Origin of the sequence: Streptomyces sp. NPDC059785 (assembly GCF_042732375.1) — a bacterium.
Taxonomy (GTDB): Bacteria; Actinomycetota; Actinomycetes; order Streptomycetales; family Streptomycetaceae; genus Streptomyces.
On record NZ_JBHWHV010000014.1, the window covers coordinates 130,597 to 143,936 of the forward strand.

General features: G+C 71.4%; 12 protein-coding genes. 8 read left to right on the forward strand and 4 right to left on the reverse strand.

Going from position 1 to position 13,340, the window contains the following annotated elements; translation table 11 throughout:
- Window positions 1–30: 30 nt before the first annotated feature.
- Window positions 31–1,419, forward strand: coding sequence for an MFS transporter (locus ACFV6E_RS13855; RefSeq protein WP_385461500.1), 1,389 nt, complete (start codon window positions 31–33; stop codon window positions 1,417–1,419).
- A gap of 41 nt (window positions 1,420–1,460) precedes the next feature.
- Window positions 1,461–3,107 (forward strand): amidohydrolase, encoded by a 1,647-nt coding sequence (locus ACFV6E_RS13860; protein ID WP_385169667.1) that lies wholly within the window; start codon window positions 1,461–1,463, stop codon window positions 3,105–3,107.
- Between the two features lie 12 nt (window positions 3,108–3,119).
- On the opposite strand, the gene ACFV6E_RS13865 is transcribed toward ACFV6E_RS13860, so the two are convergent.
- On the reverse strand, window positions 3,120–3,602 hold the full coding sequence (locus tag ACFV6E_RS13865) for a hypothetical protein (protein WP_385461503.1): 483 nt from the start codon (window positions 3,600–3,602) through the stop codon (window positions 3,120–3,122).
- A gap of 326 nt (window positions 3,603–3,928) precedes the next feature.
- Between ACFV6E_RS13865 and ACFV6E_RS13870 the strand changes: the two genes are divergently transcribed.
- The 3 genes from ACFV6E_RS13870 to ACFV6E_RS13880 all read left to right on the forward strand — a co-directional run bounded on the left by ACFV6E_RS13870 (window position 3,929) and on the right by ACFV6E_RS13880 (window position 7,634).
- Complete coding sequence (locus ACFV6E_RS13870) at window positions 3,929–5,911, forward strand: DUF4157 domain-containing protein (protein WP_385461506.1); 1,983 nt, start codon at window positions 3,929–3,931, stop codon at window positions 5,909–5,911.
- A 39-nt stretch (window positions 5,912–5,950) separates the two neighbouring features.
- Window positions 5,951–6,706 (forward strand): alpha/beta hydrolase, encoded by a 756-nt coding sequence (locus ACFV6E_RS13875; RefSeq protein WP_385461509.1) that lies wholly within the window; start codon window positions 5,951–5,953, stop codon window positions 6,704–6,706.
- 118 nt (window positions 6,707–6,824) lie between these two features.
- A complete protein-coding gene (locus tag ACFV6E_RS13880) occupies window positions 6,825–7,634 on the forward strand; it encodes an SAM-dependent methyltransferase (RefSeq protein ID WP_385169677.1) in 810 nt (269 codons plus the stop codon).
- A 64-nt stretch (window positions 7,635–7,698) separates the two neighbouring features.
- Here the strand turns inward: ACFV6E_RS13880 and ACFV6E_RS13885 are convergent, their stop codons facing one another.
- Window positions 7,699–8,136: a hypothetical protein gene (locus ACFV6E_RS13885; protein ID WP_385169680.1), complete on the reverse strand. Its 438-nt coding sequence runs from the start codon at window positions 8,134–8,136 to the stop codon at window positions 7,699–7,701.
- A gap of 355 nt (window positions 8,137–8,491) precedes the next feature.
- On the opposite strand from ACFV6E_RS13885, the gene ACFV6E_RS13890 reads away from it, so the two are divergent.
- Both ACFV6E_RS13890 and ACFV6E_RS13895 read left to right on the forward strand, forming a co-directional pair.
- A complete protein-coding gene (locus ACFV6E_RS13890; protein WP_385169683.1) occupies window positions 8,492–9,142 on the forward strand; it encodes a TetR/AcrR family transcriptional regulator in 651 nt (216 codons plus the stop codon).
- Window positions 9,143–9,364: 222 nt separating this feature from the next.
- Entirely contained in the window at window positions 9,365–10,174 is an 810-nt protein-coding gene (locus ACFV6E_RS13895) for a hypothetical protein (protein WP_385461512.1), read from the forward strand.
- A 90-nt stretch (window positions 10,175–10,264) separates the two neighbouring features.
- Here ACFV6E_RS13895 and ACFV6E_RS13900 read toward each other — a convergent pair whose 3' ends face one another.
- A complete protein-coding gene (locus tag ACFV6E_RS13900) occupies window positions 10,265–11,152 on the reverse strand; it encodes a GNAT family N-acetyltransferase (RefSeq protein WP_385461515.1) in 888 nt (295 codons plus the stop codon).
- 177 nt (window positions 11,153–11,329) lie between these two features.
- Window positions 11,330–12,109 carry an NAD(P)H-dependent oxidoreductase gene (locus ACFV6E_RS13905; RefSeq protein WP_385461518.1) on the reverse strand — a complete coding sequence of 260 codons (780 nt, stop codon included), beginning with the start codon at window positions 12,107–12,109 and terminating at the stop codon, window positions 11,330–11,332.
- A 160-nt stretch (window positions 12,110–12,269) separates the two neighbouring features.
- Here ACFV6E_RS13905 and ACFV6E_RS13910 point away from each other — a divergent pair, with 160 nt between their 5' ends.
- On the forward strand, window positions 12,270–13,250 hold the full coding sequence (locus tag ACFV6E_RS13910; RefSeq protein WP_385461521.1) for a helix-turn-helix transcriptional regulator: 981 nt from the start codon (window positions 12,270–12,272) through the stop codon (window positions 13,248–13,250).
- Window positions 13,251–13,340 lie beyond the last annotated feature (90 nt).

A 13,340-nucleotide genomic window follows, 5' to 3' on the forward strand; every position in this document is an offset into this window, starting at 1 on the left:
CGGCACCGCCGCTCACTCCCGGAGTCAGCCATGCCCCAAGCCACATCCGCCACCACCGGCCGCAAGGCCAGACGTGCCACCACCGCGTCCTTCATCGGGACCGCGGTCGAGTGGTACGACTTCTACATCTACGGCACCGCCACCGCCTTGGTGTTCGGCAAGCTGTTCTTCCCCACCGCCAGCCCCGCCGCCGGCACCCTCGCGGCCTTCGCCACCTTCTGGGTCGGCTTCCTGGCCCGCCCCCTGGGCGGACTGATCTTCGGTCACATCGGCGACCGGGTGGGACGCAAGAACGTCCTCGTCGCCACCCTGGTCCTGATGGGATCCGCCACCACCCTCATCGGCGTGCTGCCCACCCATGCGTCCATCGGCGTCGCCGCGCCGATCCTGCTCGTCCTGCTCCGTGCCGTCCAGGGCATCGCGGTCGGCGGCGAATGGGGCGGCGCCGTGCTCATGGCCACCGAGAACACCGAGCACAAGCGCCGCGGCCTGGCCGGCATGTGGGTCCAGCAGGGCTCGCCCGCCGGGTCCATCCTGGCCACCCTCGTCTTCATCGCCGTGGGTCACCTGCCCGACGACGCGTTCCTGTCGTGGGGCTGGCGCATCCCGTTCCTGCTCTCCGCCGTGCTGGTGGCCGTCGGTCTGGTCATCCGGCTGAAGGTCTCGGAGTCCACCGACTTCCAGGCGGCCAAGGAGCAGGCGGCCAAGGAGCAGGCGGACACGGGGCAGACAGCCGGCGGGCAGGAGGACGTCGCCCCGAAGATCCCCGTGGTCGAACTGTTCCGCACCTCCTGGCCGCTGGTCCTGCTCGGCGTGGGCGCCAGCGCGATGGGTATTTCGTCCGCCTACTTCACCAACACCTTCGTACTGTCCTGGGCCACGAGCGACCTGGGCGTGCACCGGCAGACCATGCTCGACATCCTGCTGGTCCTCGCGATCCTGCAGTTCCTGTGGCAGCCGCTCGCGGCGCTGCTGGCCCAGCACGTGGGTACCGTCCGGCTGATGGCGGGCGCCCTGATCGCCAACATCGTCGTCGCGGTACCGATGTTCCTGCTGATCGCCACCCGTGACAGCACGCTGATCGGCGTGGGCCTGGCCCTGGGGGTGCTCACCGGGTGCAGTTACTACGCGCTGCTGGCCGGTTTCCTGTCCCAGGCGTTCCCGGTCAGGGTCCGCTACACCGGCGTCTCGCTGGCCTACCAGCTGTGCAGCACCGTCATCGGCGGCTCCACCCCGCTGGTCGCCCAGTGGCTGCTCACCCGGGGCGGCGGCCACTGGCCGGTCGTCGGCTACTACATCGCGCTCCTGCTGCTGACCACCGTCTGCGTGCTGGCCCTGGCCCGGCGGCGTCCCGGCGCCCGCGACGACGCCCCGGGGACCGGCGCCCGAGAGCCGGAGAGCCTGCCCACCGTCGCGTGAGCCGGCCGCCCGCACGAACCATTCTCCCTAGGACTTGAGCCATGCACTTGGACGCACTCTTCACCAACGGCCGCTTCACCACGCTCGACCCGGACCGTCCCACCGCCCACACCCTCGGGGTGTTCGGGGGCCGCATCGTCGGCCTCGACGACGAGGTCGCCGGATGTACCGCCGACCAAGTCCACGACCTGCGGGGCGCCCCGGCCGTACCCGGCTTCAACGACGCCCACCAGCACCTGAGCATGCGCGGTCGCCGCATCCTCCAGCTCGACCTGCACGCCCGGACCGTCCCCACCCTCGACGCCCTCTACGCCGCGGTGCGCGAACGGGCCGCCCGGCTCGGGCCCGACGAATGGCTCTTCGGCGCGGGTTACGACCAGAACAAGATCGGCGCCCATCCGACGGCCGAGGCCCTGGACGAGGCGGCGCAGGGGCGTCCCGTATGGCTGGAGCACGTCTCCTGCCACATGGGCGTGGCCAACACCGCGGCCTTCGCCCGGGCCGGCTACACCGGCCGGCTCGGCGTGCCCGACCTCGACGGCGGCCACGTCGAGCGCGACGCGGACGGCAGGGCGGTCGGCCTGCTCCAGGAGACCGCCCAGCACCTGGTGACCCAGGCCTTCAGGCCCACCCCCGTGGACTCGATCGTCGCCGCCATCAAGGCCGGCAACGACCAGGGGGTGACCGAGGGCATCACCAGCCTCACCGAACCGGGCATCGCCGCCGCCGCACACGTCGGGCACGGCCCGGCCGATCTGCACGCCTTCCACCGTGCCGTGCAGCAAGGCGCGCTCAGCATCCGTACCACGGTCATGCCCTACATGACCGTCCTGCACGACATGGGGGCCGTCGGCGACGGGGCCACCTGGTTCGGACTCGACCTCGGCCTGCGCAGCGGATTCGGCGACGACCGGCTGAAGATCGGGGCCACCAAGATCGCCACGGACGGCTCCCTCATCGGCCGCTCGGCCCACATGTGCTGCGGCTACCACGACGAACCGGACAACGTCGGCTTCCTCCAGTTCGACGAGGACTGGCTGCACCGTACGATCGCGGAGGCGCACCGGTGCGGCTGGCAGATCGCCGCCCATGCCATCGGGGACGCCGCCATCGACGTGGTCCTGGACGCCTTCGAAGCGGCGCAGGCCGCTCATCCGCGCCGGAACGCGCGCCACCGCATCGAGCACTTCGCCGTCGCCTCCGACCAGCAGGTCCGCCGTCTGGTGGCGGGCGGCGTCGTCCCCGTGCCGCAGGGGCGCTTCGTCTCCGAGATCGGCGACGGCATGATCACCGCGCTGGGTCCCGAGCGCGCCGAGCTCTGCTACCGCATGCGCAGCCTGCTGGACGCCGGAGCCGTCCTGCCCGGCAGCAGCGACGCCCCGGTCGCGCACGGCAGCCCGCTGCTCGGCATCCACGACATGGTCAACCGCCGCACCGCCGGCGGCGCCCCACTGGCCCCCGCCGAGGCGGTCACCCCCGAACAGGCCCTGTACGCCTACACGGTGGGCTCCGCCTACGCCGAACACGCCGAGGACCGCAAGGGCCGCCTCTCCCGCGGCATGCTGGCGGACTTCGCGGTCCTCTCCGACGACCTGCTGACCGTCGGCCCGCAACGGATCAACACCCTGACCGTCGGCGCCACGGTGATCGGCGGCCGGGTCGTCCACGACACCGGCGCCCTCGGCTGACCCGGTGCGGGGTCAGGCGTCCAGGGTCTGGACGTACCGGGCGGCGACGTCCACGAAGTCGTCGTGCGCGACCACGGCGGCCAGGCGGGCGGCGTCATAGGCGTCGGGGTCGCCGTCCTGGACGTGCATGTCGAACGTCATGGTGCCCATGTGGTCGGCGGCGGCCCGGACATCGGGGTCGGTGATCCGCAGGCGCAGGGACATGAGTGGCGCGGCCACCGCGCCGCGGGTCTCCTCGGTGCGGACGCGCAGTTCCCGGTAGCGGTCGTCATCGCCGCGGACCGCGGCGTCGCCGCGGCGCGCCATCATGCTGCGGTGCGCGCTCACGGCTCCCGCCAACGCGGTGATGGCGGCCAGGTGTTCGCGGCGCAGATCGGCGCGGCGGGCCTCACGCCCCGCGCGGGCGGAGGCGCGCTCCTGGAGCCGGGCGGTGATGACAGAGCCGAGCAGGGTGCCGAGGACGGCGATGACGGCGGTCGCGATGGCGATGCCCACGTGCTGATCTCCTTCTGCGGCCGGGACTGAGGCTGAGGTCGAGGCGACGGCGATTGTCGCGCACCGGGATGCGCCGCCGGGCTCCGCGTCATGCGGCCCGTCACCCCGCCCGGCAGCTCTGCCCTCACAACTACCCCTGCGGACATTGCTGTTTCCGGGGCCGAGCGGATAGGAGGGAGGAGTCTTCGCTGAACAAGGGGGAAAGAATGCCTGTTCGGAAAGAGAACAGTTCGAGCTCCGGCCGCCGCGGCGGACGTCCCGCGTCCCCGGCGCCCGCTGCCCGGCACCCGCTCAGCGCTCTCCAACAGGCCGCCGGGAACGCCGCGGTGACCCTCGCCATCCAGCGCGCACGGGACGAGCAGAGCCATGAGGAGCAGCAGGGCGGAACCAAGGCGGACGGGGACGGGGAACGGGCGGTGCCGGTCCAGCGGCGGTCGTCGGTACTCGACGCCCTCGGCACCTCCGGCCGCCCGCTGGAACCCCGCGTCCTCCAGCGGGCCGAGCAGGCGTACGACATGGACTTCGGGCACGTGCGCGTGCACAACGACACGGTCGCCCAGCGCTCGGCCGGTGAACTCGGGGCCCTGGCCTACACGACCGGCTCCCACATCGTGCTCGGCGAGGATCGCGTCAGCGACGAGGTGATGTACGAAGAGGTCGACCACGTGCGCCAGCAAGCGCTGGGGCCGGTGCCGGGCACCCTCAACGGCAAGGGGGAGAAGGTCTCGCACCCGGACGACCCGTTCGAGAAGAGCGCCGGCGCGAACGGCCGGAAGCTGGCCCGTGGCGCTGCTCCCGACCTCTCCCTACCCGGGTCCTCCTTACCCGCCGGGGCGGTGCAGCGCAGCGTGGACGGCGACGTACCCGTCCAGCGGATGCGCCAGCCCGGCACCGCGACCACGGGCGAGCCCTCGACCGTGGGCGGCGAGCCCTCGGCCACGACCGAGCCCCCGGCCGCGGCCCGCCTGGCGCGGCTGCTCGTCGGCGAGGACCACGAGGGCGGCGAGGTCACGGACAAGGCGGTGCGGCGTGCCATCCACCGGCGTGTGCGAGGTGGCCCGAGCCTCTCGGACGACGAGCTTCAGGCGATCGAGACAGTGGCGTCCGAGAACCCCAGGTGGCTGAGGTCCGTCGGGCTCTGCACCCGCGCCGAGGCGGAGGCGTACATGAGCGCGGGAGATTTCCGCGACTTCCTGGAGCAGCCGGAGGGCGAACGCCTCCTCATGGCCACCTTGCGCTGGCACCAGGCGGTCGAGGCTCACAGCAAGGGGGAGGAGCAGGTCAAACCGCGCCGGACGGACTACCAGCTCGGCCGCCATATGGCCATGCACGCCGACGACACCCCGCAACCCGTGAAGGACCGGCTCACGCAGGAGCGGAACGACCAAATCTTCTCGACCTTCACCGCCACGCTCATGCCTCCCGGTATCGACGACAATGCACGGGACGCCGCCAAGCACCGAGCGCGGGTCGCACGCGGAACCGAGCTGCTGACCAAGATCTTCCTGATCCTGAAGGAGGGACTGAAGGTCTTCAACCCGGCGGAGGGCATCCACGAGGACTTCAAGGACGACGTCGCCCACGCTCTGGCCTACGGCGGCCGCGTCAACATCCGTATTCCGCAACTGGCCGACGGCCAGCACGGTTACGAACTGCCCCAGTGGCTCCACATCACCAAGGAGGACCGGAAGTTCTGGGAGCCCGCGTCGACCCCCGAGAAGCCGGTGTACCGGCGCGGTTTCGGCACGCACCACATGCAGATCGGCGACAACCAGAAGAACGGGACGCGGGGCACCTTCGTGGAGAAGGGCGAGATCGGGGCCACCGTACGGAACTGGCTGGACCCCCACAGCCACCTCTACGGACTGCCCCTCGCCATCGGCGGCATGGGGAACAAGGACTACCACGACGACACCATCCTCCCGAACGAGTCGTACGGGCACGCGTTCGTGGGCTACAAGCCCCCGACCCGCAAGCGCGACGGGGCCTTGCAGATCGGCATCGAGACCGCCGGGCCGGGCGGCAGGACGCCCGACGGCTACGCACACGGCCTGACGAGCAGCGAGAAGAACAACAACCCCGTGAGCCAGATCGGCGGCCACAAGGACGACAAGCCCGGCGCCGACGCCCCGCTCAGCGCGAGCCAGCGCTATGTCGACCTCCAGGAATTCGGTGACTGGGTCCAGAGGCTGAAGGCCATGGAGAACGAGTGGACCACCGCACTGGCCGCGGCGAAGACGGACGAGGAACGCCAGGCCCTGTACAGGGGACTGTTCGGTAAGCGCACCAACTTGGACGGAAGTCAGTGAGTGACGAGAGCGCCCATGCCGTGTGAGTGAAGGGGGAGCATGCTCATCGACTTCACGCACGATCACGACGGTGAACGGCTCAGCGGTGCCTACGGCGGTGCCTCTTCCGGCGTGACCGCCGTGGTGCTGCACGGTGCGGGCAACAGCAGCGCGCAGCGACTCCTTCCGCTGGTGGAGGAGTTCGTGGCCCACGACTGCCGAGGGGTCGCCTTCGACTTCGCCGGCCACGGCGAAAGCACCGGGAAGCTCAGCGAGTCGAGCCTGCGGCAACGGTTCGAGCAGGCAGTCGCGGTGATCGACGCGTACGCGGGCGCGGACGGGCCGCTGGTCCTGGTGGGGTTCAGCATGAGCGGGCAGACGGTGTCCGATCTCGTGACGCACTACGGGGACCGCGTGGCGGCGCTGGGCCTGTGCGCCCCCGCCGTGTACGCGGCCGAGGCGTGGGACGTGCCCTTCGGGGAGGGCGATGGGCGGTTCAGCGAGATCATCCGGCGGCCGGAGAGCTGGCGGAAGGCGCCCGCGCTCCAGGTGCTGCGGGCCTACGAGGGCCGGGCGGTGCTCGCCGTTCCGGGCACGGACGCGGTGATCCCGCCCGCGGTGACCGAGGCCGTACAGGACGCGCTGGCTGCCCGCTCCCGGTACACACGTCTCGAACTCCCGGACGCGCAGCACAGCCTGGGCCTGTGGTTCCGTGATCACGACGAGGACCGGCGGCAGTTGGCGGAGGCACTGCTGACCGGCCTCGACGAGAAAGCCGTTCTTCCGCCATCAGGGGCCCGGGCCGCCGGCCGGTGAGGCGGAAGGGGCACCACACCGCCGCTCATCCCGACCGCCGACCCGCCAACTTGCCCGCCCACCACCGGAGATACATTCGATCTCGCCGGTATCCACTCCCTGAAGCGACGAGGCCGTCATGACGCAAGACCCCCACGGGCCGGAACTCAATATCGACACGTCCAAGCCGCACCCGGCCCGGATGTACGACTACTACCTGGGCGGCAAGGACAACTACCCGGTCGACGCGGAGGCCGCCGAGCGCGTCCTGCAAGGGCTCCCGCACGGCCGCGGACCCGCCCTGGCCAACCGGGCGTTCATGCAGCGCGCCGTCCGCTTCCTCGCCGCGGAGGCAGGAGTACGGCAGTTCCTCGACATCGGCACCGGCATCCCCACCAGCCCGAACCTGCACGAGGTCGCGCAGAGCACGGAACCGTCGGCCCGCGTGGTCTACGCCGACAACGACCCGATCGTCCTCGTCCACGCCCAGGCCCTGCTCCGCAGCGCCCCGGAAGGCTCCACCGACTACGTCCAGGCCGACGCCCGCGACCCCGACGCCATCATCGAGGCAGCGGCCCGCACCCTGGACCTGTCCCGGCCCGTCGGACTGTCCCTGATCGCCCTGCTGCACTTCCTGCCCGACGACCACGCCTACGACAGCGTCAACCGGCTGATCGCGGCCCTCGCACCCGGCAGTTACCTCGTGCTGTCCCACACCACCGCCGACTTCGACCCGGAGAGCACGGCCCGCGCGCTCCAGGTCTACCGCGACCGTGGCGTCTTCCTCACCGTCCGCAGCCACACCGAGATCAGCCGGTTCTTCACCGGCCTCGAACTCGTCGACCCGGGCCTGGTCCCCGGCGTCCAGTGGCGGCCCGATCCTTCCCCGACCCCGCCCACCACCGGGCCCACGGACCTGTTCTACGCCGGCGTCGCCCGCAAGCCGTGAGACGGTGACGGGCGCGCCCGGGCGCGCCCTCATCGCCAGGTCCCCCGTAGCGTGCGAACCCCGTTCAGGCGCAGATGAGTTCCTTCACCGCCTGGAAGGCCTCGTACTCCTGGCGCTGCTCGACCGGCAGCTGGTAGAAGCCCGCCGTGATCTTCGGTACGGAGGGGATGACGGTCAGGCGGAACTTCTCGCCGTTCGTGGTCGACACGTGGAACCGGCCCTGGAGGTCCCGCTTCTTCACCGCGCCCCGGTTGGCGTCGGTGATGGTGACCGGGGTGCCCGGGGTCACCCGTCCGTCGTTCTCCTCGACGGGCACGATGACCAGCTCGGTGCCGCCGGGCCGGAAGCCCACCGCGTAGTTGTAGACGGTGGTGGAGCGGAACACGATGTAGTTCCGCTGCTTCATGTCCGAGGCGTAGACCTTGGTGTAGCTCGCCCCGTCCGGGACGGCGGCGTCGAAGGCTTCGTGCAGCGCCGACTTGAGCTGTTCCTTGCTGACCATGGTGCGGATTCCTCCTCCGGGAACCGATGGGCCCGAGTGCCCTGGACGACGTCGGGCAAGGGGGACCCCGGTCCCGCGAGTGCGGTGACCGGCCCGAGGCTCGACGGAGGTTGACTGTACAGCTAGCCAACCAAAACGCCTAACTCCAACTACGGTCGGGACAGAGCTTGTTGATTCGCCGGAGAGGCGTGGTCGGCGTCACCTACGGACCGTCGGTCGACCGACGTCCGACGACGGCGGCGGACCGTCGGCCGACCGTCGGCCGACCGTCCCTGAGCGGCGGCGACAATGGTGGTCATGCCGGACCCGGCCGGTCCGGCCGCACGAGCGGTCGCACGGAAAGAGGAGGAGCCGAGTGTCGCCACGATCGGCAGAGGCCAACGAGGAACTGAGGGCGCAGTCGCGCGAGCGCATCCTCGCGGCAGCCCTGGAGGTCTTCGCCGAGAAGGGCTACCACGACGCCACCATCTCGGACATCACCACCCGTGCCGGGGTCTCACGCGGCCTGCTGACCTACTACTTCCCCGGCAAGCAGAGCCTGGTCGACGAACTGCTCGACCGCTATCTCGACCAGGTCGCCGCGCTCGTCCAGGCCACCGGCACCCCGGACGAGCGCCTCGCCGCCATCATCGACGGCTCGGTGGCCGCCGCTGCCGCCACGGTCCCTCTCCAGCGGCTCACGCTCAGCCTGGTCGTCGGCCCCGCGACCCATCCGCAGTACGCGGCGGCCGAGGCCCGCGCGGAGAAGCGGGTCTCGGCCGTCGAGGACTCGTTGCGTGCCCTTTTCGCGGAACGGGGCGCACCCGACCCGGCGTTGGAGGAGGTCCTGCTGCGCAGCGTCCTCGAGGGCGTGATCTTCAAGACGGCGGTCTACGGCACCCAGTACCCCTCGGAAGCCGTACGCCGCCGCCTGTACGCCCTCTACGACCTCCCCGCCCCGCACGCCGATCTTGTGCCGCCGGCCCCCCGCCCGGACCGGATGCGCGCGGCGGACGCGGGCTCCTGAGCGACGGCGGACGGCCGGTTCCCGGCCCGGACGGTCACCCGGGGCATGTGCTCGGCCGCGGCACCTGTCGGTTGCCGCGGCCAAGGCCGGGGCGATCCGTGCCGGTGGTCCGCTCGGCCGGGAGGCGCGGGTCAGGCGATCGAAGGGCCCACGGTCATGGCGACGATGACGCTGCCGTCGCTGGTGCCCACCTCGTAGGAACCCTTGCCGTGGTACTTCCTGGTGTCGCGGGCGAGAAAGGCGTCGGCGCCGGCCAGGTCGTACCTCGCGGCCGGCGGGCAGGCCCTCTGCGCGCTCCTCCTCGCGCTCCAGGCTTTCCTCGGGCACGTTCCCGCCGCCGGTGTGCTGGGGCTGGTCGCCTTGCAGTCCTGCTTCGTGGCGGGCGGTGCCCCGGCCTCGCGCACTTTCCTGCCCCACCTTCTGCCCGCCCGTCAACTCGCCGCAGGACCGGCACTGAGACGCATCGCGTTCCAGGGCGCCATGCCGCTCGGCCCCGCGCTGGGCGGGCTGATCGTGGGCGGTACGGGAGTCGGCGCCTGCTACCTGATCGACGCCGCTGTGTTCGGCGCCGCGTCTTACGGTGCCGCCGGCTTGCCGCAGACGAAATCCGAGGGCGAGCCCGCACGGCCCGGCCTGCGAGGGGTGCTGGACGGTCTGGCCTTTCTCGGCCGGACGCCCGTGATCCGCGGGGCGCTGCTGACGGACCCGGCCACGACGGGCTTGGCGCTCCTCGCCGTAGCCGGCGCCGCCGACACCGTCTCCGTCGTGTCCCGGAGCACCGTCGTCCAACTGCACACCCCGCCGGAACTGCTCGGCCGCGTCAGCGCGGCGGAACAGATCGTCGGGCAGGCCGGACCCGACATCGGCAACATGCGCGGCGGCCTCGTCGTGGCCGCCTCTTCGGGAGCGGCGGCTCTTGTCAGCGGTGGTCTGCTCTGCCTCGGCGCCGTGTCCGTGGTGGGCGCGGCCACGGCTGACCTGCGCGGCACCTCCGCGTCTGCCTCACCTCGGACAGCTTCGGCTGCTCCCTGACTCCCTGCACACCTGCCGTTACTGCGTGAGCCGTCTCGTGGTCCGCTTTACCATTTCCGCCATGACGACGGATGTCCTCGCCGGAGATCTTCAGCCCGGCGACCTCTTGGCCGGTGCGTCGGAGGAGAAGTCGTACACCGCGAAGTCGGTGACCGGGCGATAGCCGATCCGCTGGTAGAGGCCGTTGCTCGTGGGGTTGGCCAGGTCGGCGAAGATCAGTACCTCGGCCGCGCCTGCGGCCAGCGCGGCCCGGCTCGCCTCGACCGTCGCGGCACCCCCGTAACCACGGCCGCGCAGGGGAGCCGGGGTGTACACGGGTGTCACCCGGATCTGGCCGGCGACGACCGGGGTCACACCCGCCATGGAAACGGGTGTGCCGTCCGGGGTCTCCCAGAACGTGATGCGTCCGGCGGCGATGCGCGTGTCCGCCCAAGAGCCGTCGTCCGCAAAGGAGGTTCCTCCCATGTCGGTGACGAACTCGCGGTGCCAGAGCACCAGTCGCTCGCGGTCCTCCTCGCCCGCGACTCGCCCCCGGCCGGCGGGGAAGGGCTCGGGTGGCGTGAGCCTGCCCAGTCGGTACAGACGTTCCCGTGCGTGCAGTGCCGGTACCGCGCCCGTGTGCCGCTGCCAGGCCCCGGCGAAGGCGGTGGCGGTGTCGTGGTCCGCGTTGACGCCCGGGAGCGGACGACCGAGGCCGGCCAGGCGGGCGGCGAGGCCGTCGGCCTCTGCGGGGGTGAGGGGGGTGAGGACCAGGCGGCGCGGCGGCGTACGGAAGAAGGCCGCGCGGACCTCCCCCGCCCGCTCCAGCAGGCCGACAACCGGGGCGTCGGAGCCGTACGCGGCTGACCCGCGCGTACGCAGTGCCTCGGTCACCGTCAGCGCGACGGTGTGCAGGGCGGGACGCGAGCGCAGGAAGCCTCCGGCGCGAGCGAGGAAGTCGCCGAGGTCTTCGGTGAGGTGCCAGTCGTCCGGACTCATGCCCCATGATCCCTCGCACTGCCGGCGTGCGCGCCTGGTTTTCCGCCGGCCGAGGCCGGGCGGGGCTGGGCGAGGCGACAGGGCCCGGCCTGCCGAGCCAGGGGGCGGTGTGGTGGCCCAGGAGTGAGCCTGGGCCACCGCACCGCACCGCACCGCCCCGCCCCGATCCGTCCGTGCTCAGCCGCGCCTGTGCAGCCCGAAGCCCGCACGGCCCGCGGGCTCCAGCCCCTCCTTCAGATGCAGCGAGGGAATCTCGTAGTCACCGAAGTTCTGCCGCCGGAACGGGATCGGCTCGGTCGACTCCAGGGTGAGCAGCCGCTGCTCCCATGCCTTGGCGACGTCCGGGTACTCCTCGGCGGTCAACCGGTCGGCGCCGTACAGCACGAACGGCGGCAGCACGTCCATGCCCGGGTAGTAGAGGATGCCGTGCTGGATCGGGAACAGCAGGTCGTCGATGGGTCCGTTGATACCGCGGGCGGCGTAGTGCGATTCCGGGCCGCCCGCGGTCACCGACAGCAGAGCCCGTTTGCCCGCGAGGGTGCCTTCGCCGAAGCGCTCGCCGTACTTGGTGTCACTGTGCTCACCGACGCCGTACGCGAAGTGGTAGGTGAACACCCGGTCCACCCAGCCCTTGAGGATCGCGGGCATCGAGTACCACCACAACGGGAACTGGAGGATGACGGTGTCGGCCCACAGCAGTTTGTCCTGCTCGGCCAGGATGTCCGGGGTGAGTGTCCCGGCGTCGAAGGCCCGGCCCGAGTCGGCGGCGACCTTCATTGGGTGCGAGGCGTGGGGACCGTGGTCCGCGGCGTCCACGGACGCCTTCCAGTTCATCGCGTACAGGTCGCTCACCCGTACCTCGTGCCCGTCGCTCTCCAGCGTGGACACCGCCAGGTCCTTCAGCGAGCCGTTCAGCGAGTCCGGCTCCGGGTGGGCGTGAACGATGAGCGTCTTCATCGGCGTTTCCTTCGGGATGGATCGGATTGCATCGGATGGGATGCTCCCGATCCTGGGCGCCGCGGCCCACGGCGTTCAGGGGCGCCTTTTCCACCGGTCCGGACTTCCTGGTAATGGCAGGACCACCCTTGTCGTCCGGCACCCGGCTCATACTGGGGGCATGGACGATCTCGCGGGTTTCCTGAAGACCCGGCGCTCCCGGGTCGACCCGGGAGCCGTCGGCATCCCTGTCGGCAGCCGCCGCCGGGTCGAAGGACTGCGCCGCGAAGAGGTCGCGCATCTGTCCGGAGTCAGTGTCGACTACTACGTCCGTCTCGAGCAGGGGCGCGCGACCCAGCCCTCCGAGCAGGTCCTCGACGCACTCGCCCGCGTCCTCGGCCTCGACGAGACCGAACGCGGACACCTCCACCGGCTCGCCCGGCAGCGCCGCCCGCGCGTGAAGACACCGGGCGGGCGTGTACGACCGGAGCTGCTGCGCCTCCTCGACCTGGTCGTCGGCGCACCCGCGCTGATCATGGATCACCGCCTGAACGTCCTCGCCGCCAACCGTCTCGCCGCTCTCCTGCACGGCCGGCCGGCACCGGGCCTGAACATCGCCCGGCACATCTTCCTGGAGGAAGCCGAACGCGGCCTGTACGCGGACTGGGAGTCGTGCACCCTGGACGTGGTCGGACACCTGCGCCTGGCCGCCGGGGAATACCCCGACGACCCCGGCCTGGCCTCGCTCATCGGCGAGCTGGCGATGGGCAGCGAGCGCTTCCGCCGTCTCTGGGCCCGTGCGGACGTACGCGCCCGTGCGCACGGGCGCAAGGCGTACCGGCATCCGCTGGTCGGACTGCTGGAACTGCACCAGGAGAACTTCGCGCTGCCCGACCGGTCGGGCAGGGAGCTGCTGGTGCTGTCCGCGGCCGCCGGCAGCCCCTCCGAGGACAAGCTGCGCCTTCTCGCGGGCCTGGGCGCGGACACCGGCGACGCGCATCCCGAATCCGGACGGGGACCCGGACTCGGACCCGAACCCGGATCCGGGCTTTCGCCAGGGCGCCTTCGCGGCGGTACGGCGCCTCGCGCGGCCGGGCTGCCCGAAGGCGGGTCGGATCGCCAGCGGCAGCCACACCTCCGGGCCGCCGAACACTACGACTGATTCACCGACGCGTGCCTGTCCCGGGGCGTCCGTCCGGCACTCGTGCTGTCCGGCCACGACGCCATCGAGCTGATGTGACACCTGCGGCTG